Below are 24,150 nucleotides of genomic sequence, written 5' to 3'. Positions count from 1 at the left end.
CGTGGAGTGAAGCGGCGCGGCGTGGGCAGGCGTACTGAGAGTATTCATGACTCGCGCCCCCCGCCCCCCGCCCCCCACCTTCGACTTGCCGCAGCTCGCGGTACACGCGCTGTGGTGGGTCTGGTTCCCGTCCTTCATCCTGAGCTGGGACGCACTGGGCCTGGCGGGGCGCCTGGGGATGTGCGCGCTGGGCTGGGTGGTGCTGTTCTGGAATTACGCCGTCCTGCACAACCACATGCACCTGTCCACGGCCCGCCCGAAGCTGGCGAACTGGCTGGTGTCACGGACGCTGGGCATGGCGTGCGGCTTCCCCTACCGCGGCTACTACATCCACCACTTCAACCACCACAAGTACAACGACGGCCCGGGGGACTGGGGCCGGCGGCGCCCGGGCGAGGGGGCCATCCGCTACTGCGTGCGCGCGGCGCTGACGCCCTGGTTCTGGCCCTTCGAGACGGTGGGCGAGGTGTGGCGGTGGGCGAAGAAGCGCAACCAGCGCCTGGAGCTGGTGCTGGACTTCATCGCCGTGGACGGCACCCTGCTGGCGCTCGTCCTCTGGCGGCCGGCGCTGGGGCTCGCCTGGTGGGGCGTGCTCCTGGTGGGACAGGTGTGCATCCTCTGGCTGAACCTCGCGGCCCACTTCGAGACCGACGCCAGCCAGCGTGACGCGCTGGGCAATACTTCTACGTCCCGCCTGTACAACCTCTTCTTCTTCAACGCGGGCTACCACCAGGCGCACCACCTGAAGCCCCAGGCCCCCTGGTACGAGCTGCCGGAGACCACCCGGGAGCTTGCCGCCTCGGCCCTGGTCCGTCCGGCTCTCATCACCCCGCTTTCGCCCATTAATCCGTTCTGGGTGGCCCGAATCATTAAGCGCTATTCTGCCGAGCCGTGCGATCCGCAGACGGACTCGACGATTACCTCCGGGACCCCCTCGGCCGTTACGTAGTCGGGGAGGGCTTCCTGCACTGGTACGCCACGGCGGACCTGTGCGGCTTCATTCTCTGGGGGCGTCCGGGTGAGTCGCAGGTGCGGCGGCTCGTCCAGGTGCTGGACGTGGAGCTGGCGCCCGCGAAGCCCCATGCCTCGCTGGTGGACGCGCGCCGGCTGGAGGCCGCGGACCCGTCCGCCTTCGCGGTGCTGGTGAAGTACATGCAGCCGCGGGAGAAGGCCTTCAGCACGTCCGTGTTGAAGCAGGCCCTGGTGCGTCCGGAGGGTGTCGTCGGCGCGGTGGTGGGCGGCTTCTACACGCTCCTGTCCGGGGCGTACCCCAGCCGCGCCTTCAGCGACCCGGCCCAGGCGCTGGAGTGGCTGGGCCACCCGGAGGCGCTCGCGGCGCCGCTGCTGGCGAAGCTGAACGACCTGGTCGCCGAGGCCACCGGCCAGTCGCCGCTCTTGCGCGAGCTGCACCAGGTGATGAAGGGCAAGCTCCCGGACGTGAATCTGGCGGACGTGGCCCGGGTGATGGGCATGTCCGAGCGGACGCTCCAGCGGCGGCTGAAGGAGGCGGGCACGTCCTTCCAGGCGGAGCTCAACGCCGTGCAGGTGCGCATGGCTCAGTCGCTGCTGCTGGAGACGGACATGAAGCTCACCGCGGTGGCGGTGGAGGTGGGCTGCGCCTCGCTCCAGCACTTCAGCAGCCTGTTCCGGAAGATGGTGGGCGCGTCCCCCAGCTCGTGGCGGGACATGAAGCTGGGGAAGACGCCCGCGCTCGAGACGGCGGGCAGTGTCCAGGCCGACGAGGACGAGGCCCCGGAGCCTCCGTAGGCGGGCGCCACGAAGCAGCCGTCAGCGCTGACGGTGGACCACGGCGCCGGGCAGGCACAGGGTGAAGCGGGCGCCGCCTTCCGGACGGTTCTCCGCCGCCAGCGTGCCTCCGGCGCGCGCCACGTACTCGCGGCACAGCGCCAGTCCCAGGCCGGTGCCCTTGCCCGGGGGCTTGGTGGTGAAGAAGGGCTCGAAGAGGCGCGGCAGCACGGACTCGGGAATGCCCGGGCCGTTGTCCTCCACCTCCATCTTCACGCCGGCCTCCGTGGCCGCGGCGCTCACGACGATGCGCGCCGGGCGCCGGGGCTCCGCCGTGTCCAGCGCGTCCGCGGCGTTGAGCAGCAGATTCACGAGCACCTGCACCAGGTGACGCTGGCTGATGCGCACGAGGGGCAGGTTCGGAGCCACGTCCACCATCACCTCGCCCAGGCTGCGCAGCCGCACCGACGCCAGCCGCTGGGCCTCATCCACCGCGTCGCCCACCGCGCAGCGCTCGTCGCTCTCCGCCGTGTCGCGCGAGAAGCGGCGCAGGTCCGCGACAATCTGCTGGATGCGCATCACCCCCTGCCGCGTCTCCTCCAGCACGCGCCGCAGCTCCTCCACGTCCGGCGCGGGCTCGCCCAGCTCCTCCTCCAGGAAGCCCAGGTTGGACTTCACGAAGGCCAGCGGGTTGTTCACCTCGTGCGCCACGCCCGCGGCCAGCTTGCCCATCACCGCCAGCCGCTCCATCTCCGCGCGGTTGCGCTCGGACTGGGAGCGCAGCCGCTCGCTCTCCGCCAGCCGCTGCAGCGCCTCCACGCGCTCCCGGTCCGCCTCGCGCTCCGCGTCGCGCAGGCGGCGGAACGTCCTCCCGCCGTACGCGGACACCCACGCGACGAAGGCGAAGGAGAAGACCTGCGCCAGCGTCGCCTGGAGCGTCGCGCCGGACCACCAGCACGTCAGCAGCAGGGACACCAGCGTCAGCGCGCACGCCACCAGCGTGGGCTCCCGGCGCCCCGGCGTGAAGACGGCGACGATGAGCGGCACCGCGTACAGGCCGGGAAAGAAGGGACTGGCGAGCCCCCCGGTGAAGCGGATGTCGAGCATCAGCGCGGACAGGCTGATCAGCGCGGCGATTGCGCCGGTCATCCGGGACGGTACCCACCGGGCGGCCACCGCCAGGCCCAGCGCGACGAAGCTGGCGCTCCACGCCGCGTGGACGGCGAAGACCTCCGGAATCACCCGGCCGAGCGTCAGCTGGTGCGAGGCGCCGGACAGCAGGAGCCCCCCCGCGCACAGCAGCATGTTGCGGCGCCGCAGCCGCAGGTATTCGTCCGACTCGTAGGGCGGCCTGGAGGAGGCGTCCTTGCGCAAGGAAGGGTTCCGGAGGGCGGGAGGAGGCCGGGGCCGGCCAGGAGAGACCTCCTGGCGTGGCCCCGGGCCACGGCCCTACTTCATCGCGCGCTGTGCGGCCGGACGGGCCATGTGCCGCTGCACGTAGGCCTGGAGGCCGGGGTAGTCCGCCAGCAGTCCGCTGCCCCGGGCCCAGCCGAGGATGGAGGCCAGCAGCACGTCCGCGGCGGTGAAGCCGTCACCCACGATGAAGTCCCGCGCGCGCAGCTTCTCCTCCAGCATGCGCGCCAGCTCCGCGAAGCGCTTGCGGCCCCGCTCCGCCTCCGACGGCACGCGCTCGGCCTCGGGCAGGAAGTGCGTGTGCGAGGCGACGCTGGCGAGCGCCGGCTCCAGCGTGGCCATGCAGAACATCATCCACGCGTAGTACTCGCCGCGCGCCGCCGTGCCCACGGCCGGGGCCAGCCCCTTCTCCGGGTAGCGGTCCGCGAGGTGCTGGAGGATGGCGGCGGACTCGAAGACGGCCTGCCCGTCGTCCTCCAGCGCGGGCACGGAGCCCATGGGGTGGATGCGCAGGTACTCGGGGCGCTTGTGCTCCCCCTTCGACAGGTCGACCGTGACGAGCTCGTAGGGAATGCCCAGCTCCTCCAGCATCCAGCGGGGACGGGTGGAGCGCGTCTTCGGGGCGAAATAGAGCTTCATCATCAACGGGTCTCCGAGGTGTGGCGCCTCAAGCGGCGCGCCTTGCCCAACCGCGCGGCGCCCCGCTTTTGCTCCAACCTCCCGCCAGCCGGCAAGATTGGGTCAGGGCAGACCGCGCGCAGCCGGCACGTGCGGCACTCGGCGCCGCTCCACACCGCCTCGTAGAGCGCCGTCACCCGGTCGATGACGTCGAAGTCCTCGGTGACGAAGCCCAACTCGAAGTTGCGCACCGTGTCGCTCTTGGCCCCCAGCCCCGCGCCGGTGAGGTTGGCGCTGCCCAGGTACGCCCACGCCCCGTCCACCACCACCGCCTTGAAGTGCACCCGCGGGCAGACCTTGAGCCCCAGGCCCCCTGCGACGAGCCGCGCCTTCTTGTCGAAGGCCGCGCGAAAGGGACGGCTGGGCAACTCCGCGTGCAGCAGCCGCAGCGCCACGCCCTTTGCGGCGAGCTTGTCGAGCACCTCCACCAGCGGCACGAAGCGCCCCCCGTGCTCCACGAACATCGCCTTCACGTTGGCCGTGGCCATCCACACCGACTCGCGCGCGTGGAGCAGCTTCTCCAGCACCACCTCGCGGTACAGCGCGCTGCCGGCCAGGAGCTCCGCTTCAATCGGACGCATGGGAGGCAGCTTCGCACCTTCACCCACATTCGACCAATCATCGGCTGTTTCCATCGGGCGCCACCAGATGACCGCAAGTCACTTGACGACTGACCTGGGGTCACCTTACATCTGACTCATGGTCAGCAATACGGCGGCAAAGGCGAAGCGGGCCCTGCCCCTGCGCGCGCGGAAGGACGAGGACAAGGAGGCGCGGCGGCGGCTCATCCTCGACGAGACGCTGGCGCTGTACCGGTCCACGTCCTACGCGGACGTGAAGATGGCGGACGTGGCGGAGCGGGCGAAGCTCGCGAAGGGGACGGTGTTCCTCTACTTCCCCACGAAGGAGGCGCTGTTCCTGGCGCTGCTGGAAGACCTGCTCTTCTCGTGGTTCGCACGGCTGGACGGGCTCCTGGAGCACGGCGAGGGCCGGTGGACGGGCGCGCGGCTGGCGCGCACGGTGGCCGAGTCGCTGGAGGGCGAGGAGTCGCTGACGCGGCTGTTGGCCATGCTCCAGACGGTGCTGGAGCAGAACGTGACGGCGCAGCAGGTGCTGCCATTCAAGGAGCGGCTGCTGGGCGCGCTCCTGAGCACCGGGGCCCGGGTGGAGCAGCGGCTTCCCTTCCTGAAGGAGGGAGACGGCCCGCGCTTCCTCATCCACCTGCACGCGCTGGTGACGGGCCTGCGGCAGATGGCGGACGTGGCGCCGGTGGCGCGCGAGCTGCTCCAGCAGCCGCACCTGGCCCCGCTGCGCGTGGACTTCACCGGCGAGCTGACGGCCGCCCTCACCACCCTGCTGCGCGGGCTGGAGTCCCGCTAGGCCCGAGCCCCTTTCGTCGTTTCCACACCCCTGAATCCAAAACCGGAGCGCGCCCATGCTTGAAGCCGTCCCCTCCCCCGTCGACACCAGGCCGTCCGCCGAGCTCAAGCGCCTGCGCTCGGTCTTCCAGGACCAGCGCGCGCACCGGTGGAACATGTCGCGCACCACCGCCGCCGAGCGCATCGCCCGCCTCAAGCGGCTGCGCGAGGCCATTGTCGCCCGGCGCGCGGAGCTGGCGGACGCCATCCACCGCGACTTCCGCAAGCCCGCCATGGAGGTGGAATTGACGGAGGTGCACCCCACGCTGGAGGAGCTGAACCACACGGTGAAGCACCTCAAGTCGTGGATGAAGCCGACGCGCGTGGGCACGCCGCTGCTCCTGTCCGGTTCGTCCAGCCACGTGCGTTACGAGGCGCGCGGCGTGGTGCTCGTGCTGTCGCCGTGGAACTACCCCTTCCAGCTCCTGATGGCGCCATTGATTGCCGCCATCGCCGCGGGCAACACCGTCATCTGCAAGCCCAGCGAGAAGACGCCACACACCTCGCGCTTCATGGCGCGGCTGGTGAAGGACGTCTTCCCGGAGAACGAGGTGGCCCTCTTCGAGGGTGGCGCCGACCTGGCCGAGGCGCTGCTGGAGCTGCCCTTCGACCACATCTTCTTCACCGGCAACCCGCGCATCGGCCGGAAGGTGATGGAGGCCGCGGCGAAGCACCTGGCCAGCGTGACGCTGGAGCTGGGCGGCAAGTCGCCCGTCATCATCGACGAGACGGCGGACCTCACCGCCGCGGCCGAGCGCATCTGTTGGGGCAAGTTCCTCAACGGCGGCCAGACGTGCGTGGCGCCGGACTACGCCTTCGTCCACGTCTCGCGCGAGCGTGAGTTCCTGGACGCGCTGAAGGCCGTCATCACCCGCTTCTACGGCGACACGGAGACGGAGCGGCAGGCGAGCCCGGACTTCGCGCGCATCGTCGACCCGGTGGCGTGGCGGCGGGTGAAGGACGTGGTCGACCGCTCGGTGGCCGTGGGAGCGAAGGTGGAGGTGGGCGGCCTGGCGGACGGGCCCTCGCGCTATGTGGCTCCCACCGTGCTGTCGGGCGTGAAGGCGGACATGGCCATCATGGAGGGCGAAATCTTCGGCCCCGTGCTGCCGGTGATGACCTACGAGAAGCGCGAAGAGGTCTACGCCCACATCCAGGCGGGCGAGAAGCCGCTGGCGCTCTACGTGTTCAGCCAGGACAAGCGGGCCATCGAGGACGTCTTCCGGAACACCACGTCCGGGGGCGCGGTGGTGAACAACGTCCTCATCCACGTGGCCAACCCCAACCTGCCCTTCGGCGGGGTGGGAATGAGCGGCCTGGGGCACTACCACGGCGTCTACGGCTTCAAGACCTTCAGCCATGAGCGGGCCGTGACGGTTCAGTGGATGAAGTCGCTCGCTTCGGTGTTCTTCCCGCCGTATCGCGGAAAGGCGCAGGAAATGGCCTCCCGCGCGACCCGGCTGATGGAGTAGGCAAGATGGCCGGTCCGGGCGGTGTTCTCGAAAGGGACACCGCCGGAAGGAGAGCCGGTCCATGCACGTGGTGAAGCTGGCGGAAGAGCGGATGCCGGAGGGTGTGCGGGAGGCGTTCGACCGCCTCCAGGCGCGCCGCTGGGACGTGGCGAGGCGCGGAGCGAAGGAGCGGCTGGCCCGGCTGGACAAGCTCAAGGAGCTCATCGTCGCGCGGCGGGAGGCACTCGCGGACGCCATCCACGCGGACTTCCGCAAGCCCCGCGCCGAGGTGGAGGCCACGGAAGTCATGCCCGTGCTCCAGGAGCTGGCGCACGTGCAGAAGCACCTCAAGGGGTGGATGAAGCCGCGGAAGGTGACGACGCCGCTCTTGCTCACCGGCACCTCCAGCCACGTGCAATCCGAAGCGCGCGGCGTGGTGCTCGTCATGGCCCCGTGGAACTACCCCTTCCAGCTTCTGCTGTCGCCGCTGGTGGCGGCGGTCGCCGCGGGCAACACCGTGCTGTGCAAGCCGAGCGAGAAGACGCCGCACACCGCGCGCTTCATCTCGGAATTGCTGCGCGATGCATTCCCCGAGGACGAGGTGGCGGTGCTGGAGGGCGGCCCGGAGGTGGGCGAGGCGCTCCTGCGGCTGCCGTTCGACCACTTCTTCTTCACCGGCGGGCCGCGCGTGGGCCGGCGGGTGATGGAGGCGGCGGCGAAGCACCTGGCCGGGGTGACGCTGGAATTGGGCGGCAAGTCGCCGGTGGTGGTGGACGCGACGGCGGACGTGGAGGCGGCGGCCGAGCGCGTGGTGTGGGGCAAGTTCCTCAACGCGGGGCAGACGTGCATCGCCCCGGACCACGTGTGGGTGCATGCCTCGAAGGAGGAGGCGCTGCTGACGGCGATGAAGGCGGCGCTGGAGCGCTTCTACGGCAAGTCGGAAGAAGCGCGGCGCGCGTGCCAGGACTTCTGCCGGCTGGTGGATGACGGGGCCTTCAAGCGGGTGCGCGGGCTGATGGACCGCACCGTGCAGGCGGGGGCGCGAGTGGTGATGGGCGGCGGGGTGGACGCGGAGACGCGCTACATCGCGCCCACGGTGCTGGCGGACGTGACGCCGGACGCGCCCATCATGGAGGAGGAGATTTTCGGGCCGGTGCTACCGGTGCTCCGGTACGAGTCCCTGGACGACGTGGTGGCGCAGGTGCGCGCGGGCGGCAAGCCGCTGGCGCTCTACGTGTTCAGCCAGGACGAGGCGACGGTGGAGCGCCTGCTGCGTGAGACGAGCGCGGGCGGCACCTGCATCAACACGGTGGTGCTGCACAACGTGAATCCCAACCTGCCCTTCGGCGGCATCGGGCAGAGCGGCCTGGGCGCGTACCACGGCGAGACGGGCTTCCGGACGTTCAGCCACGAGCGCGCGGTGCTGCGGCAGGGGCGCACGTCGCTGGCGCACCTGTTCTTCCCGCCGTACTCGGGCAAGGCGCAGAAGCTGGCGCGGCTGGCGAGCCGGCTGTTCGAATAGGGGCCGTGACACCTTGCAATGGAGTTCCCCCAGGCCCGTAGTGTCTGGGCGGACCCTTTCGCGGGAGTCCTTGGGGTGGGCCGTACATGACCGATACACGTTCGTCCTCTCCGCTCACGGAGTCCGCCGCCGCGGAGGTGGCACTGCTGTCGCGGCTTCCCGCCGTGCTGCGCCCGCACCAGAACCTGCTCACGTACTACGTGCTCACCTCGTTCCTGGCGGGGCCGGGCTTCCCCATCCTCCTGCTGCTGCACTACTTCCGCTTCCAGACGCTGCGCTACGAGCTGGACGCGGAGGGCATCACCGTCCGCTGGGGCATCCTCTTCCGGCGCGAGGTGTCCCTCACCTACGCCCGCATCCAGGACATCCACCTGTCCAGCAACCTCGTGGAGCGGTGGCTCGGGCTCGCGAAAATCCAGGTGCAGACGGCGAGCGGCAACTCGCAGGCGGAAATCACCATCGAGGGGCTCCAGGCCTTCGAGGCGATGCGGGACTTCCTCTACTCGAAGATGCAGGGCGCGAGAGACCGCGCGCTGCCCACGGCTCGCGATGCCACGCAGGCGCTGCACTCCAGCACGGAGGATGTGCTCGCCGCCACGCTGCGCGAGGTCGCCGCCGAGGTGCGCGCGCTCCGGCAGGACTTGAGCACCCCGTCCGCGCCTCCGGAGAAGACGGATGGCTGAGCTTCCCCACGCGTGGCTCCTGCGGCTGTTGAAGGTTCCTCCCGCGCCCCGGATTCCCGAGGGTGACGTGAAGGTGTTCCGCTCCGCGCCCGCCTATCGCAGCTACCGGCTGTTCCTCTGGGCAGTGAAACAGGTGGGCCTGGTCGCGGGCCTCACCGTCGGCGCGATGTTCCTCAGTGCCATCGTCCCGGTCATCAATTTCCCCCTGTCGGAGAAGATTGCCTGGGGCCTGGAGGTGCTCGCCTGGCTGGGCTTCATCGTCCAGCTCCCGTTCGGCTTCCTCGTCGCGCGCCTCGACTACGCGTTCCGCTGGTACGTCCTCTCCGACCGGAGCCTGCGGCTGCATGAGGGCATCGTCACCTTCCAGGAGAAGACGATGACCTTCGCCAACATCCAGCAGGTCTCCATCCAGCAGAACCCCCTTCAGCGCCTGCTCGGCATCTCCGACGTGAAGGTGGAGACCGCCGGTGGCGGGGGCTCCTCGGGCTCGAAGGGCGGCGGCTCCGGCCACGGCGAGCGCCTGCACGAGGCGCACTTCCGCGGCGTGAGCAACCCCGGGGAGATTCGCGACGTCATCCTCGCGCGCGTGCGCATGCACCGTGACGCGGGCCTGGGGGAGCACTCCGTGCCGGAGCGGGCCGAGCCCGCCAGCGCGTCCCCCGCCGCCCTCGAGGCCGCGAGGGAATTGCTCACCGAGATACGAGCCTTGCGACAGGCGCTCCCGTCACCACAGGGCCTGACGCGCACCGAGTAGTTGCAACGTCCGTGTGTCCAAGCCCTGGAGCCCTCCGAGCACGCAACCCGGAGACTCCTCGCGCCGATACACAAACAAGAGCGGCGCGCGCCCCACCAGGGTGCCGCCATCAAGAGGGGGAAATCCATGACCAGCATCAATCGCGACCCGCCGTCGCCGCCACCACCGCCACCACCGCCGCCTCCGCCACCGCCTCCCAAGCCGAAGCCCGAGGCGAAGCCGGAGCCAACGACGACGACGCAGCCGGAGCGCGCCGACCTCTTCAGCGCGGACACGCTGACCCTCGACACCGGCGACTCGCAGCGCGTGCGCAGCCAGCAGCTCGCCGCTGGCGGACTCGTGGCACCCGCGGCCGACACCGCCGCTCCCGCGACGACGCTGCTGACCGAGGACACCCGGGACGCGCAGCGCAACTGCCTGGACGCGGTGGGTGACTGGCTGGAGCTGGCGACGCCGCAGCTGCGCGCCCGCAGCGAGGTGCTCCTGCTGAGCGACACGCGTCCGGGCGCCGAGGGCACCACCGGCCACGCCGTCATCCGCCAGGGCGAGTCCATCTTCGACCCGTCCACCGGCCGAAGCTACGCCAGCCTCCAGCAGTTCAACGCCGAGGGGCACTACGAGGTCGCCCACGCTACCAGCGGCGCCGCCATGCAGCGCGTGCTGAGCACGCCCCCGGGCTCGCCCGAGCGGCAGCTCGCCATCGACGCCGCGCGCATCCCCACCGCCGCGCAGGGCATGCTGCTGGCGGACGCGCCCCGCCCCGCCGGCCGCGCCCTCACCGCGCGGGAGCAGGCCGCCCTCACCGAGGCCGTCCGGCAATTGCCGGAGTACCCCTCCGCGGAGGACATCGGCGCCATCATCGACGGCCAGGACGCCTTCTGGCTGGACTCCGGGGAGCAGAACCCGAAGGCGCTCGCCGCGCTCACCACCGCCATGGTGTCGCGCTACGCCCCCCCGCGCGGAGCCGACGCGGACCTCAACGGCTTCACCGCCACCATGTACTACCTCTCCGAGGCCACCCAGGGCTTCACGCCCGAGATGTCGGCCGCGCTGGCGAAGTCCGCGGTGGACCCGACGCTCGCCCGCCGGAACCTGCACACCGGGGAGATTGCCTCCTGGGCCATGCAGTCCGCCACCACGCCCCAGGCCGCGAAGGCGGTGCTGGACGCTGTGGGGCCCAAGGGCATGGAGCAGTTCGTCACGTCGCTCGGCATCAACGCGAAGGACTTCAACGACCCGCTGTTCATCAACAGCGGCACCCGCACGTCCGCCCTCCAGGACTTCATGAAGGTGGCCTCCGCGCTGCCCGTCACCGCGGGCGTGCCCAACGGCGCGCAGGCCAGCTTCTTCCTCACCGTCGCGAAGAAGGCCGGTCCGCAGCCGCTGGTCAACGCGGACTTCCGCGAGGCGCTCGGCAAGGGACTGGGCGTCGCATGCGCGCTGGGTGACAGGGTGACCGCGGGCCGCGAGTCCGCCCGCATGGGCGCGCTGCTGCGCAACGAGCACATCGGCGGCCTGCTCCAGAGCGCCACCGCAGAGCAGCGCAACGGCCTGCTGGTGGCGTTCCTCGACAACCCGCGCCTCGACTCGCGGCTCGTCGACCACCACGGCGGCAACCTCGCCACGGCCGTCGCCTTCACGCAGCTGCAGGGCGTGACGCAGGGCATGACCGGCGGCTTCGGTACCGACGGCCGGGTGCCCACCGGCCCGGACGGCGTGCCCCTCATCCTCCCCGACGCGCAGGTGTCGCTCCCGCGCGCGGACGTGCTGGCGCGCCACCCCGCCGTGGCCAGGCTGGGCAGCCCGCTGTACGCCGGCACCGTCGCCCAGGCCGTGGACTCCAAGCGCCTCACGCCCGCGCAGGCGGCGAACTACCTGGACGACCTGGCGAAGTACTCACGAGACCTCGCCAACCCGGACCTGAGCCGCTACGGCGGAGACCCCTTCACCGACGCCGCCATCAACATCCTCAACGGCGGCAACCCCATCATCAAGTCGCGCCTCAACGAGTACGCCGGCCTCAACGCCGACAGCCTGACGCGGCTGGCGAGCCTGGTCCGCAACTCGAAGGACCCGGCCTACATCGCCCAGGCGATGACGGCGGGCAGCGCGCAGGACGCGACGTTCCGCGCCAGCCTGCCCCGCTACGGCGAGTCCATTGCCGCCATGGGCGAGCAGGTGCAGAACCGGCGCCGGACCATCATCGCCGGCGTGGGCATGGTGGCCGCGGTGGCGGCGCCCATCCTCGCGGCGGCGGCGGTGCCCGCGGGCGCCACGCTCACGCTGGGCGGAGTCACGCTGGGCACGGCCACGCTCCAGGCGAGCGCGGCGGGCCTCACCACCAGCGTGGTGAGCACCGCCCTCAACGCCAGCAACCAGTATGAGACGACGGGCCAGGTGAAGTGGGCCAACGCGGTGGCCGGCGGCGCGGTGGACGGCCTCACCACGTACTTCGGCCTGCGCATGTCCGTCATCGCGGCGGCGCGTGGCCAGGGCGCCATGAGCGCGGCGGTGCGCGGCGCCACCGTGGACGGCCTGGGCAGCATGGGCGCCTACGTGCTGGGCACGCCGGGCGCGCTGGAGGGCATCTTCAGCGGAGACCGGCGGCACCTGACGAACGCGGCCTTGCAGGGCGGGCTGAGCGCCGGCACCTCCTTCGGGCTGAGCAAGCTGCTGGACCTGCCAGGCGTGGACACCGTGCCGCGTCCGGGCAACGTCGTCATGGACGGCGTGGGCGTCTTCGTTCCCATGCCGCGCTTCGGCGCGGGGGCGGCGGGCTCACGCGTCCACGGCTTCCGCGGCATGCGGGACATCAGCCTGAACGACCTGAACACCATCCTCACCAGCGGCCTCCACCCGCGCTCGGTGCGCGACGGCCGGCTGGCCGCGGGCGCCATCGAGAGCCAGCCCTTCTTCCAGCGCTTCTGGCACGGCGCGCAGGAGTCGGCGGGAATGAACGTTGGCGAGAACGTCGTCATGCTCACCCGCAACCCGAACATCGCCGAGAACTGGGCGAAGAACACGCCGGTGAACTCGCAGGGCTCGGTGGGGTGGATGAACTTCGGGCGCTTCGTGGCGGCCATGCCCCGGCCGACGCGCGCCGAGTACTTCTCGCCGCAGCAGTTCCAGCTGCTCCGCTCGGAACTGGCCACGGCGGGCGGCACGCCCCTCTTCGTCAAGGACTCCACCGGGCGCACCGTGGAGATGTCCATGGACCAGGTGAAGCGCCTCATGGGCAACCGTCCCATCGACGTCACCGTCGAGGTGGCCGCGCCCATTGAGAACCAGGTGGGCTTCGGCTCGTTCTACCTGAGCCCCAGTCACCAGGAGGAGCCCATCGTCGGCTCGGTGGGCGCCGACGGCATCCTCGGCGTCACCATCCTCTACGACGGCCGGCTGCCGTAGCGGCAGCGGGCCGGAAGCGCGGCGGGCTCGCGAGGGCCTCGCCGCGCCGGTGAATCACCTCAGCTGCGCAGACCAGGAGCCTCGTGGCCGGTGCGCGCCACGTACTCGGTGTAGCCGCCGCCGTACTGGTGGATGCCTTCCGGCGTCAGCTCCAGCACGCGGTTGGACAGCGCGGCCAGGAAGTGCCGGTCGTGCGAGACGAACAGCATGGTGCCCTCGTACCGCGACAGCGCGGTGATGAGCATCTCCTTCGTCGCCATGTCCAGGTGGTTGGTGGGCTCGTCGAGCACGAGGAAGTTCGGCGGGTCGAAGAGCATCTTCGCCATCACCAGTCGCGCCTTCTCACCACCGGACAGCACGCGGCACTTCTTCTCCACCTCGTCCCCGGAGAAGCCGAAGCAGCCGGCCAGCGCCCGCAGGCTGCCCTGCCCCGCGCGGGGGAACGCATCCTCCAGCGACTGGAACACCGTGCGCTCGCCGTCCAGCAGGTCCATGGCGTGCTGCGCGAAGTAGCCCATCTTCACGCTGCCGCCGAGCGCCACCGTGCCGTCGTCCGGCTGCGTGGAGCCCGTCACCAGCTTCAGCAGCGTGGACTTGCCCGCGCCGTTGACGCCCATGACACACCAGCGCTCCGTGCGCCGCACGAGGAAGTCCAGCCCCTCGTAGATGCTCCGGTTGCCGTAGCCCTTGTGGACGTTCTTCAGGCTCACCACGTCCTCACCGGAGCGGGGCGCCGGCAGGAACTCGAACAGCACCGTGGTGCGGCGCTTGGGCGGCTCCACGCGCTCGATCTTCTCCAGCTTCTTCACGCGGCTCTGCACCTGGGCGGCGTGCGAGGCGCGTGCCTTGAAGCGCTCGATGAACTTGATTTCCTTCGCGAGCATCGCCTGCTGGCGATCGAACTGCGCCTGCTGCTGCTTCTCGTTCTGCGCCCGCTGCTGCTCGTAGAACTCGTAGTTGCCCGTGTACGTCGTCAGCGAGCCACCGTCGATTTCGATGACCTTGTTGACGATGCGGTTCATGAACTCGCGGTCGTGCGAGGTCATGAGGAGCGCGCCCTCGTAGCCCTTGAGGAACTCCTCCAGCCAGATGAGGCTCTCCAGGTCCAGGTGGTTGCTGGGCTCGTCGAGGAGCATGGCGTCCGGGCGCATCAGGAGGATGCGGGCCAGGGCCACGCGCATCTTCCAACCGCCCGACAGCGCGCCCACGTCGCCGTCCATCATCTCCTGGGTGAAGCCCAGGCCCGCGAGGATTTCCCGCGCCCGGCCCTCCAGGGCGTAGCCGCCCAGCTCCTCGAAGCGCCCCTGCACCACGCCGTAGCGCTCGACGAGCTTCTCCATGTTGTCCGCCTGGTCCGGGTCACCCATGGCGGCCTCGAGCGACTTGAGCTCGGCGGCCACGGTGCTCACCGGGCCCGCGCCGTCCATGACCTCGGCGGCGGCGCTGCGGCCCTTCATCTCGCCCACGTCCTGGCTGAAGTAGCCGATGGAGACGCCTCGGTCGACGGCCACCTGGCCCTCATCCGGGTGCTCCTGGTCGGTAATCATCCGGAACAGCGTCGTCTTGCCGGCGCCGTTGGGCCCGACGAGGCCCACCTTCTCGCCCTTGTGGAGGGCCGCGGAGGCCTCGATGAAGAGGATCTGCTGGCCGTTCTGCTTACCGATGTTGTCGAGACGGATCATGTGCGTGCGCGGGGGCCCGGGAAGCGGGGTGCGGCGCCCTTATCACGGAGGGCGCCCCAGGGAGAGTGTTCCGAACCCCGGGGATGTGGGTTCTCATTCCGGGGGCAGGCGGGCGGACGGGCTCCCGGTGGGATGCCGGGGGCGCACCCGGGCCACGGGAGCGCGCTTCGAAGGACTGTCCACACTCGCGTGACATGACGCGCCCCCGGGCCCCGGGGCGGGCGTAGAGTCCCCCGCCGTGCTGACCGTCGACCCGCATCCCTCCCTGGATACGCTGGCCTTCACCACCACGTTCCCCGCGCCCCTGGGCTCGCTGCCCTCGCCGGAGTGGCTGGTGGCCCTGCTCAAGCCCGGCGCCTCCGCCCCCTTCTCCAGCGACGACGCCGTGCGAGGCACCGTGCGCGACATGCTCCGCCACGGCGGCTACAAGCCCACCGGGCGCGGCAAGCCCGCCTCCGAGTACCTCGTGCGCGCCTCCGGGGACGGCTCGCTCGGCTCCATCAACACCGCCGTGGACGCCTGCAACGCGGTGTCGCTGCACAGCGGCCTGCCCATCAGCGTCGTGGATCTGGACCGGGCCCGCGCGCCGTTCCGCATCGGCATCGCGCCCGCCGGCTCCCAGTACGTCTTCAACGCTTCAGGGCAGAGCATCGACCTGGAGGGGCTGCTGTGCCTCTTCGACGCGGAGGGGCCCTGCGCCAACGCGGTGAAGGACGCGCAGCGCACCAAGACGAACGCGGAGACGCGCCGCACGCTCACCGTGCTGTGGGGGTCGAAGGAGCTGGGGGACCGCACCGCCCGCGCCTTCGCCTGGTACCGCGAGCTGCTGGAGCGCGCGGGCGCCACCGTGGAGCGGCTGCCCTGAGCGCCCCGGACCTGGAAATGCTCCTCGCGGACGGAGCGCGTGCGCTCTCCGCCGCGTGGGGACGGCCCGTGCTGCTGTCCGGGCCCCAGGTCCTGCGCACCCAGTCCCGCTGCGACGTCGTGCGAGCCTCCGTGCGCGGCGGGGAGATGGCCACCGTCATCCTCAAGCACTTCCGCGACGACCCGGTGCTGGGCCTGGACGAGTGGACCGGGCTGGAGTTGCTCGGCCGCCTCAACCTCACCACCGCGCCGGGCCTCATCGCCGGGGACGTGGCCACGCGCCTGTTCCTCCTCGAAGACCTGGGCACAGGGCCGAGTCTGGAGGACCTGCTCAACGGCAATGACCCGCGCGCCGCCACCAGCGGGCTGCTCGCGGTGGCGCGCCTCACCGGGCAGATGCACGCGCGCACCCTGGGCGTGCAGGCGGACTTCGACCTCATCCGACACACGCTGAGCCCCCGGCCCTCGCGAGCGCGCATCGACAACGCGCGCTACCTGCTGGACCACGAGGACCGGCTGAGCCGCTGGGTGAGGGCCACCGGCGCGGTGGAGGCGCCCGGCACCCATGAGGATTTGGAGGTGCTCGCGCGCGAGCTGGCCGACCCCGGCCCCTTCCTCGCGATGACCCATGGAGACATGGCGCCGGGCAACACCATCTTCACGCCGAATGGCGCGCGCCTGCTCGACTTCGAGTACTGCGGCATGCGCCACGCGCTCTACGACTGCCTGATGTGGCTGCTCGTGGTGCCACTGCCCGACGAGCTCATCACCCGCGCGGAGCTGAGCTACCGCATCGCCTGCTCTCAGTCCTGCGACGCGGCGCAGGTGGATACCTCGTGGATGCGGGCGCGCGCCATCGTCGCCGCGGCGCGCACGGTGAACCTGTTTCAGTGGATTCCACCGAAGGCCCTGGAGCAGGACCGCGAGTGGGCCCCGGGCTTCTCCGAGCGCGCGGCGCTGCTGCGGCACCTCGCGCGCTGCCGGACCGTGCTGGAGCCGCAGAATCCCGTGCCCGCGCTGTCGCGCACGCTGGCGTCGCTGGAGTCACGGCTCAAGGAGCGGTGGTCGGAGACGCCCGCGTTCGTCTGGCCCGCGTTCCAGTAGCCCCGGCGACAGCGGACCGGTTGATTCCATTCAACTGCGCTCAATCACTCGAGCACTTCAGTTGTCACCCGGACGGACCAGCCACCGAATGCGCCTGCACCCAGGTGGGGTGAGCCGTCGCTTCACCTGAAGGCCCTCGGGAGGGAGGCCGGGGGCCCGGCCGCCTCCCCGTGGAAGGAACGTTCATTCCTCGGCCCGCCCATGCACGGGGGCCGCGGGGGCTTTATCGCCAGGGGCACTCATTTCCTGACGCAGCCCACGCATGCCGCTCCTCTTCCTCCTCCTGACGCTGGCCACGATGCTCGGGCTGGGCACCGCCGCACTCGCCGGCCGGCCCCAGACCGCGCTGAGAGAGCCCACTCCTGCCGAGGCGCCACTCGCCCCGGCTGCCCTGCGCACGCCCATCCGCTACGCCGCGCTGGGCGCTTCCGACACCCTCGGCGTCGGCAGCTCCTTGCCCACGAGCGAGAACTGGACCGCGCGCCTCCGCGCCGCGCTGCCCGAAGGCACGGTGTATGACCGCTTCGCGCGCAGTGGCATCACGCTCGCGGAGGCGGAGGACGTCGAGGTGCCCCGCGCCATCGCCTTCCACCCCACGCTCGTGACGATGTGGCTGTCGGTGAACGACGCCCTTCGCCCCGTGCCGCTGGCCACCTACCAGAAGACCCTCCAGGCCACGCTCGAGCGGCTGATGCGCGAGACGGATGCCCGGGTGGTGCTGCTCAACGTCCCGGACCTCGCGACGCTCGTCGGCTCGCATGCCACGTCCGAGATGCGCGCGAAGCTTCGCGAGCAGGTCAACGCGTGGAACGCCGCCATCAACGACACGGCCCGCCCCTTCGGCCCGCGCGTCCTCGTGGTGGACCTGCTGCCCGCCTCGCGCGAGCTGGCCGAACACTACGAGTGGCTCTCCTCCGACGCCTTCCACCCGAGCCCCGCTGGCTACCAGAAGCTCGCCGACGTCACGCTCCAGGCCATGCAGCGCGCCGGGTGGCTTCCGACGACGCACTGACCTGCCGGCGTCTCACCGCATCCAGCGCGCGCGAATCCGGCCGTTGACGACCTCCACGGACATCCAGTCGTCCGCGAAGGCGGCGGAGCAGTCACAGCGCACTACCGACAGGGACTCGCGTACCAACTGGAGCTTGTACCCGCGTGGCGTCTTCAGGATGGCCACCGTGCTGTCCTTCGACTGCCCGAGCCGCTGCTTCACGTCGAGCACCTTCCCCGTCGCCGCGTCGATGAGGACCACGCCCACCGAGTCGTAGCCGGGGCGGCCGTCCTGCGTGAAGAACACCAGTGCCCGATGGTCATCCACCGCGAAGGCGGAGACCTCGCTGACAGGCACCCCGGCTCCGGCGACGCGGCAGATGGACGCCCCATCCGCGAGGTTCGAGATGGAGCGGTACCAGGCCTTCTCCAGCGGAACGTCGGTCTTCCCACCCGAGGTCTCCACGAAGGCCCGCATGTCGTCCTCGACGCACTCGCCCGACGCGGAGTCGAAGCCCACCGAGAACGCGCGGGCCCCGAGCCGGCACTCCAGGCGGAAGTCACAGTCGGAAGCCGCGGGCTCGGAAGCGTGCGCGGCGAAGGCGCCAGTCACCAGGGCTCCGCTCCACCACATCGACACCCACCGCCAGCCGCGCGTCATCGGGGCCTCCGTGCAGGCCCCGCGTGGGCCCGCTCAGTGGCCAGCGTCGTAGACGGCGTCGCGGAGGGCAACGGGGAAGGCGCCCCACATGCCCTCGAACGTGGTGTTGGTGAGGGCAATCACCGTCAGCCCCTGCTTCGGGTCCACGAACCAGCTGTGGCCGTATGCGCCCATCCAGTTGAACGTCCCCACCGACTGCGGGCTCTTCGCCTTCACCGGGTCCACGAGCACGCCCACGCCCAGGCCGAAGCCCCAGCCCGGCCCGTTGCTCGCCGCCTGCGGGCCCACCTGGTCCGTGGTCAGTTGCTCCACGGTGGCGGACTTCAGCACCGGCGCCCCGCCCGTCCGGACCGCCTCCAGGAACTTCAGGTAGTCCGCCGCCGTGCCCACCATGCCGCCCCCTCCGGACGCGAAGGAGCGCGCGTCGAACACCCGGCCCGGCACGAAGGTGACGCCGCTGGCGCCGCTGGGCACGAAGCGCGACTCGCCGATGCGCACCGGCTCCGGCTTCCCATCCGCGTACGGCGTCGCCAGTCGCGCCACGTCCTTCACGCTGAAGGCCGTGTCCGTCATGCCGAGAGGGCGCGTGACGAACCGCTCGACCACCGTGGGCAGCGGCGCCCCACCGGCGCGGGCGAGCACTTCTCCCAGCACATCAGTGGCCATCGAATACCCCCACCGCGTCCCCGGCGCATACGTCAGCGGCGCAGAGGCGAGGCGGCGCAGGTTCTCCTTCATGGACAGGCCGGGCTGGTCGAGCCCGTTGGAGACGCGGGCCTGGTGGTACGGCCCGTCCGGCGGCTCCATGAAGTCGTAGGTCAGCCCCGCGGTGTGCGTCATCAGGTGGCGCACGGTGATGATGGGCTCGGTGCCGTCCGCCAGCTTCGGCCGGAAGGTGGGAATCCACTTCGTCACCGGGTCTTCCAGTCCGAGCTTCCCCTGCTCGACGAGCTTCAGCGCCGCGACGGACACCATCGCCTTGGTCAGCGAGGCCAGGCGGAACAGCGCGTCCTCGCGCATGGGCTTCTTCGCCTCGCGGTCGGCGAAGCCGGCGGCGCGCTGGTAGACGACCTTGCCGTCCTTCGCGACGACAACGACGGTGCCGACGATGCGCTTCTCCGCGAGGGCGCGGTCGATGACGGAGTCCACCCGCGCCTGGAGTGCAGCGTCTTCAGGAGGGGCGGCGGGGGCAAGTGCGAGACTGGTGGCCACCACGAGGGCGGCGATTGCGGAAGTCATGGGGTGCTCCTGTGAGCGGTGACGACGACGCTCACGATGTACGTGGCGCCTCCGGGCCCGGCAGCCCATGATTCCGAAGGGTGCCTATACGAATCCGTATAGGGCGACAGGGAGCACCGTGGACTGGGACGACTTGAGAATCGCGCTCGCGGTGGCGAAACACGGCTCGCTGAGCGCCGCCGCACGGGCCCTGGGGACGACACAGCCCACGGTCAGCCGCCGGCTGGACGCCTTCGAGCGACGCACCGGCGCGAAGCTGTTCGAGCGCGGCAAGAGTGGGCTCACGCCCACGCCGCTGTGCACGGGCCTCCTCGACGGGCTGGACCGGATGGAGGAAGGTGCGCTCACGGTGGAGCGCCGGCTCGCGGCGCGCGACACGGGCCTTCAGGGCAGCATCACCGTGACGAGCCTGGACTGGCTCGGGGACCACGTGATTGCGCCCATCATGGCCCGGTTCGGCGGACGGCATCCCCGGGTGAGCCTGGCGCTCATCAACGACGGGCGACGCTTCAACCTGTCCCGCAGCGAGGCCGACATCGCCTTCCGCCCCGGGCTGTTCGACCAGGAGGATGTCGTCGAGCGCAAGGTCGCCGATGTCGCGTATGGCCTCTATGCCTCGCCTTCGTACCTGGAGCAGCACGGGCTTCCGGACTTCGCCTCGGGCTGCGCCGGTCAGTCCATCGTCATGCTGCACGAGACGCCGCCCCGGGCCCCGATGACGGAATGGATGCGGAACGTCGCGCCCGATGCACGGTCCATCCTGCGCACCAACAGCATCTGGTCACAGCTCGCGGCCGCCGAGGCAGGTGAGGCGCTCGCCGCCCTGCCCCGTGTGCTCGTGGACCGCCGGCTGACGCTCCGGCGCATCGAGACGCCACGCCCCGGCCCGGTGCTCGCCGTCAGGCTGGGTGTCCACTCGGACATGCGGAGGACGCCGCGCGTGCGAGCGTTCATCGACTTCGCCGTGCGCGAATTGGAGAAGCGCGCCGCCGAGCTGAACCCGCACTGAGCGCGGTACACTGCGCGCATGTTCGACCCCGCGCCCTTGCTGGCCCGGCTTCCCGATGTGCCCGACCAGGTCTGGGCGCGCGGCGCGCTGCTGGGCGCGGGCGCCAGCGCCATCGAGTGGAGCGACGGCCGCTCCGCGCTACTGAATGACGACGGGGAGGCTTGCATCGTGGGCCAACCGCCCAGGCCCCAGCTCCTCGCGTTCCTGGAGCGGCTGCCTCCCGGCACGGAGGTGGTGCTGTCGCTGCAGGACGCGCGGACGCTCGGGCCGGTGCCGGGCTGGGGCCAGGAGGTGGCGGTGGTCCACGTCCAGCAAGGCCCACCGCCGCCGCCCGTCATCCGGGGCGAGGCGCGAGTGCTCGAAGAGGGCGAGCCGCTGGACCTGGGTCACCTGCCAGAGGACCTCGCCCGGGAGCTCACGCACGCGCGCGCTTCCTCGTCGCTCGGGGTCGCCTTCACGGCGGAGGGCCTGCCCGTCGCCTTCAGCTACTCCGGCAGCGCGACGGAGACGTGGTGGGACGTGTCCATCGACACGGTGGAGGCGTGGCGACGGCGGGGGTACGCATCGGCGGCGGCGCACGTGCTCATCGAGCACATGCGCGCCCGGGGCAAGCGCGCGGTGTGGGCTGCCTTCGAGTCCAACACCGCGTCGCTCCAGCTCGCCACCCGGCTCGGGTTCACTCCGGTGGCCCGGGTGGTCTCCCTCTTCCGAGAGGGCAGCGAGCGCTAAGCCACCCGGGGTAAGCCCTGTCAGAGGTCGCATCACCGCCCGTTCAGCACAAGGAGCGGCGATGTGGCTTCCGGGCGGAGAGGTCTCTGCCTGCCCCCTTCCGAGCGCAAGCAGCTTCGGCAGGTGCTGCGCTACGAAGTACGCGGCGCGGTAGCCATGCGCGCCGCGGTCGTGCTGTGGAGCGTTCAGGGGGAACACCGGGGCCGTGACGATGTGCACGTCGGTGGGCAGTTGGGGCGCAGGGGCCACGGCCGCCAGGACGCGCGTGAACGCGCCCCGGCGGCGCGGCAACGGCTAAGCCATCCGGGGAAAATCCTTGCCTACGTCGGTAACATCCCCGCTGTCGGGCATGAGGCGCGGAGGAGGGTCCGGAACGGGAACCCTTCAAACTGACGGCCCATCCGTGTCCGCACCCTCATCCGCTGGCGCGCAGAACTGGCAAGGGTGCGGTACGGCTGCGTGCCGCTTCGTCCTGTTGAACGGCGCCGGGCATGACGTGACGGGTCCCGCGCAGGTGTTGGGCGCCAGCCCCAGGAGGGGCGCCCCAAGTGCCCAGCCAGCCCTTTCCCGATGGACCCCCCACTGCACCTCGCCCCTGCCGTCCTCGCCCGGCCAGGGCGGCAGTCCCGCGGAATGAGCGTTCCTTCCGCTCCCGTCCGCACCCGAGACTGCCTCCCCAGGCGGCAGTCCCGCGGAATGAGCATTCCTTCCGCTCCTGTTCGCCCAGCGGGCCACGGCTGCCAGGCGCTTGCAACAGGGGCAGAGGCCTCCGGTGGTGGCCCGATACCACGCGCGCTCCTACCGTCGGCGGCATGGCTTCGCACGAAGTGTCATTGTCATAAGGGCAGGTCGCGACGGAGCGCGTGACGGCGGCAGCCGCTAGCCGCGTTGGGGGCTCCCTCGCGCAGGCCCTCCCAGGCTCGGCAGGGCTCATCCGCATCTTGAATGCGCCACCCAGGTGACTTCAGACGGCTCACGTCCTCTGCCAACCTCCTGAGGTAGGCAAGGATTTACCCCGGGTGGCTTAGAAGCAGTACGGCGTGCCGTCCGCGTAGATGCGGCACGCGGCGCCGTTCCAGCAGACTTCCGTCTCCGGACACTCCTTGCGGCACAGACCACCGACACAGGCGTAGCGCGAGGGGCAGAGCATGTCCGGGTACTGGCAGGCCAGCCCCTGCTCCACCGAGTCGACCGTGTCCGGCGTGTTCACGTCGGCGGGGCCACCACAGCCCATCAGCATTCCAATTGAGAGCGTCACAGCACACACGAGACGTCGCATGTTGCTTTCTCCAGAGCTGCGTGGAGCGCTGACAATACACGACTTCGTATGGTCAGGCTCAGCCCGGTCCCAGCCGAACAACGCCTGACATCCCGGAAGTGCATGCAGCGTACGGGACGGCTCCAGCCACTCTCACTCCGCACGACCCTCTGACAGGACTTACCCCGAGTGGCTTAGTACGACCTGGTCACGTGTCCCGGGTCGTACAGCGGCTCTGCTCCTGCATCTCGCCAGCGCTTCACCCGAAGACGCGCAGGCGGACGACCTCAGTACTCAGGAAGCTCCACGCGCCAAAGGAGGATGCGCTCCTCGTGGCGTACGAGGACCTTCAGCGGCCCATCCTCGGAGGCGACAAACGCGAACCCACCACTCTGGGAAACGAAAGTGGCTGCAGCCTTGTGCCGCGCCCCATGTTGTTCGAGTGCATACGGCTTCTCGCTGACGCGTTCGCCCTCGGCGTCGAAGGCTTCAAAGATGTCCAGCACCTTTCCTGTTCCGGTGCCCGTCACCATGTAGCCAGCTCCGAGGACGGCGAACTCAGGCCCCATCAGTAGCGCACCATCCGGGGCTGTGAGCCGCGCAATGTCGTCCACTGCCGCCTCGAGGTTTGCTTCGGCGACGTCCTCTTGCTGCTTCCACCGTTCGAACGGAAACTCGTCCAGGTTCTCCGCCCCCCACTGCGCCTTGATCCTCTCAGTGTGGACGTCGACGTACGCTTGGGCTTGTGCGGCCAGCACGTCCGCTCGCAGCAGTCGGTACTTCGGCTTCGGTGCCGCCTCGCCCTCGGGAACCGCAGGCAGAACGAGCACAGAACAGCCATGTCCTGTCGCCCGCATCCCCCGCACCAAGCGCGAGAAGACGCGCTCCCCAACGTTGTGAGGCGAGAAGAGGTAGTTCTTCATCCGCGCCAGAAACTCTGGAATTGAGCTGCGGATTGCGCGGGTCACTACCCCAGACTCCGAGAAGACGTCCACCACGGGCGGCACGAGCAGTCCACGCTCGTAGCGCATGATGCGTCGCCCCTCGAAGTAGACGGACACCGCACCCGGTGCCGATGTGGAGACGACGAGCACCCTGCCGCCATTTGTTCGAGGATTGCGTCGTGCAACTCCGAAGATCCAGAGCTGGCCATCTTCGTCGCGCTGGTCGAGCACCAAGGCCGTGCGCCCGAACTCCGTAGCCCCTGCGAGTTTCACGAGGGCCTTGGGGTCGACCCGGTGCGGCTCGATCCGCATGACCGTCCAGGCCAGCTCCTGCTCCTGCTCCTCCGGGATGGCGGCAGGCCACTCCGTGTCCGTCACTTCCTCCAACTTCTTCTTGCCTGCGACGACCACATGAAAGCGGAGGTTCTCGCCCTCCTCCGTCGCGAGACTCGCGAAGAAGACCTGGTCCACTAGCTCGCCGAGGTCCTCAAGAAGGTCGGCGAGCTCGAGCCATTCGGGCACAGAGGCTGCCAGGGCAGCGTGGAGGTGCTCCCTTGGGTATTTTGGTTTCTCCATAACGTGGTGGTGTAGCCCGGACAC

The 24,150-nt window shown here is 70.3% G+C and carries 21 protein-coding genes; 13 read left to right on the top strand and 8 right to left on the bottom strand.

Annotated features, from left to right (window positions below; translation table 11 throughout):
• The first annotated feature begins 46 nt into the window (after positions 1–46).
• A complete protein-coding gene (locus G4D86_RS31655) occupies positions 47–949 on the top strand; it encodes a fatty acid desaturase family protein (RefSeq protein ID WP_163997799.1) in 903 nt (300 codons plus the stop codon).
• A gap of 80 nt (positions 950–1,029) precedes the next feature.
• Positions 1,030–1,767 (top strand): helix-turn-helix transcriptional regulator, encoded by a 738-nt coding sequence (locus G4D86_RS31650; protein ID WP_163997798.1) that lies wholly within the window; start codon positions 1,030–1,032, stop codon positions 1,765–1,767.
• A 21-nt stretch (positions 1,768–1,788) separates the two neighbouring features.
• On the opposite strand, the gene G4D86_RS31645 is transcribed toward G4D86_RS31650, so the two are convergent.
• The 3 genes from G4D86_RS31645 to G4D86_RS31635 form a co-directional block, all read right to left on the bottom strand.
• On the bottom strand, positions 1,789–3,120 hold the full coding sequence (locus tag G4D86_RS31645; protein WP_240360574.1) for a sensor histidine kinase: 1,332 nt from the start codon (positions 3,118–3,120) through the stop codon (positions 1,789–1,791).
• A gap of 75 nt (positions 3,121–3,195) precedes the next feature.
• A complete protein-coding gene (locus tag G4D86_RS31640) occupies positions 3,196–3,801 on the bottom strand; it encodes a glutathione S-transferase family protein (RefSeq protein WP_240360573.1) in 606 nt (201 codons plus the stop codon).
• The gene (locus tag G4D86_RS31635) at positions 3,801–4,418 is read right to left on the bottom strand and encodes a phospholipase D-like domain-containing protein (RefSeq protein WP_163997797.1); all 618 of its coding nucleotides are present in this window, start codon (positions 4,416–4,418) and stop codon (positions 3,801–3,803) included. Before G4D86_RS31635 ends, G4D86_RS31640 begins: the two co-directional genes overlap by 1 nt.
• A gap of 118 nt (positions 4,419–4,536) precedes the next feature.
• On the opposite strand from G4D86_RS31635, the gene G4D86_RS31630 reads away from it, so the two are divergent.
• The 6 genes from G4D86_RS31630 to G4D86_RS52275 all read left to right on the top strand — a co-directional run bounded on the left by G4D86_RS31630 (position 4,537) and on the right by G4D86_RS52275 (position 13,070).
• Complete coding sequence (locus G4D86_RS31630) at positions 4,537–5,217, top strand: TetR/AcrR family transcriptional regulator (protein WP_163997796.1); 681 nt, start codon at positions 4,537–4,539, stop codon at positions 5,215–5,217.
• Between the two features lie 55 nt (positions 5,218–5,272).
• The gene (locus tag G4D86_RS31625; protein ID WP_163997795.1) at positions 5,273–6,727 is read left to right on the top strand and encodes an aldehyde dehydrogenase family protein; all 1,455 of its coding nucleotides are present in this window, start codon (positions 5,273–5,275) and stop codon (positions 6,725–6,727) included.
• A 61-nt stretch (positions 6,728–6,788) separates the two neighbouring features.
• Positions 6,789–8,228 (top strand): aldehyde dehydrogenase family protein, encoded by a 1,440-nt coding sequence (locus G4D86_RS31620; RefSeq protein WP_163997794.1) that lies wholly within the window; start codon positions 6,789–6,791, stop codon positions 8,226–8,228.
• Between the two features lie 86 nt (positions 8,229–8,314).
• A complete protein-coding gene (locus tag G4D86_RS31615) occupies positions 8,315–8,911 on the top strand; it encodes a PH domain-containing protein (RefSeq protein ID WP_163997793.1) in 597 nt (198 codons plus the stop codon).
• On the top strand, positions 8,904–9,665 hold the full coding sequence (locus tag G4D86_RS31610) for a PH domain-containing protein (RefSeq protein WP_163997792.1): 762 nt from the start codon (positions 8,904–8,906) through the stop codon (positions 9,663–9,665). The genes G4D86_RS31615 and G4D86_RS31610 overlap by 8 nt, the downstream gene beginning before the upstream one ends.
• 126 nt (positions 9,666–9,791) lie before the next feature.
• Complete coding sequence (locus G4D86_RS52275) at positions 9,792–13,070, top strand: hypothetical protein (protein ID WP_205519882.1); 3,279 nt, start codon at positions 9,792–9,794, stop codon at positions 13,068–13,070.
• Positions 13,071–13,129: 59 nt separating this feature from the next.
• On the opposite strand, the gene G4D86_RS31600 is transcribed toward G4D86_RS52275, so the two are convergent.
• The gene (locus G4D86_RS31600; protein WP_163997791.1) at positions 13,130–14,752 is read right to left on the bottom strand and encodes an ABC-F family ATP-binding cassette domain-containing protein; all 1,623 of its coding nucleotides are present in this window, start codon (positions 14,750–14,752) and stop codon (positions 13,130–13,132) included.
• A 238-nt stretch (positions 14,753–14,990) separates the two neighbouring features.
• On the opposite strand from G4D86_RS31600, the gene G4D86_RS31595 reads away from it, so the two are divergent.
• The 3 genes from G4D86_RS31595 to G4D86_RS31585 all read left to right on the top strand — a co-directional run bounded on the left by G4D86_RS31595 (position 14,991) and on the right by G4D86_RS31585 (position 17,732).
• Complete coding sequence (locus tag G4D86_RS31595; protein WP_163997790.1) at positions 14,991–15,617, top strand: phenylalanine--tRNA ligase beta subunit-related protein; 627 nt, start codon at positions 14,991–14,993, stop codon at positions 15,615–15,617.
• 17 nt (positions 15,618–15,634) lie between these two features.
• Complete coding sequence (locus G4D86_RS31590; RefSeq protein ID WP_163997789.1) at positions 15,635–16,720, top strand: phosphotransferase; 1,086 nt, start codon at positions 15,635–15,637, stop codon at positions 16,718–16,720.
• Between the two features lie 262 nt (positions 16,721–16,982).
• Positions 16,983–17,732, top strand: a complete 750-nt coding sequence (locus G4D86_RS31585) for a GDSL-type esterase/lipase family protein (RefSeq protein WP_163997788.1) — start codon at positions 16,983–16,985, stop codon at positions 17,730–17,732.
• Between the two features lie 12 nt (positions 17,733–17,744).
• Here the strand turns inward: G4D86_RS31585 and G4D86_RS31580 are convergent, their stop codons facing one another.
• Both G4D86_RS31580 and G4D86_RS31575 read right to left on the bottom strand, forming a co-directional pair.
• Positions 17,745–18,371 carry a hypothetical protein gene (locus tag G4D86_RS31580; RefSeq protein ID WP_163997787.1) on the bottom strand — a complete coding sequence of 209 codons (627 nt, stop codon included), beginning with the start codon at positions 18,369–18,371 and terminating at the stop codon, positions 17,745–17,747.
• Positions 18,372–18,404: 33 nt separating this feature from the next.
• Positions 18,405–19,610: a serine hydrolase domain-containing protein gene (locus G4D86_RS31575; protein WP_163997786.1), complete on the bottom strand. Its 1,206-nt coding sequence runs from the start codon at positions 19,608–19,610 to the stop codon at positions 18,405–18,407.
• 67 nt (positions 19,611–19,677) lie between these two features.
• Here G4D86_RS31575 and G4D86_RS31570 point away from each other — a divergent pair, with 67 nt between their 5' ends.
• Positions 19,678–20,619 carry a LysR family transcriptional regulator gene (locus G4D86_RS31570; protein WP_163997785.1) on the top strand — a complete coding sequence of 314 codons (942 nt, stop codon included), beginning with the start codon at positions 19,678–19,680 and terminating at the stop codon, positions 20,617–20,619.
• Positions 20,620–20,637: 18 nt separating this feature from the next.
• On the top strand, positions 20,638–21,348 hold the full coding sequence (locus tag G4D86_RS31565) for a GNAT family N-acetyltransferase (RefSeq protein ID WP_163997784.1): 711 nt from the start codon (positions 20,638–20,640) through the stop codon (positions 21,346–21,348).
• 1,024 nt (positions 21,349–22,372) lie between these two features.
• On the opposite strand, the gene G4D86_RS31560 is transcribed toward G4D86_RS31565, so the two are convergent.
• Complete coding sequence (locus G4D86_RS31560; protein WP_163997783.1) at positions 22,373–22,627, bottom strand: hypothetical protein; 255 nt, start codon at positions 22,625–22,627, stop codon at positions 22,373–22,375.
• Between the two features lie 266 nt (positions 22,628–22,893).
• Positions 22,894–24,150, bottom strand: coding sequence for a putative sensor domain DACNV-containing protein (locus tag G4D86_RS31555; RefSeq protein ID WP_163997782.1), 1,257 nt, complete (start codon positions 24,148–24,150; stop codon positions 22,894–22,896).

The sequence above is a fragment of the Pyxidicoccus caerfyrddinensis genome (genome assembly GCF_010894405.1).
GTDB lineage: Bacteria > Myxococcota > Myxococcia > Myxococcales > Myxococcaceae > Myxococcus > Myxococcus caerfyrddinensis.
The sequence above is the reverse complement of the archived record's forward strand: the minus strand, read 5'-3'. Positions and strand labels throughout refer to the sequence as shown.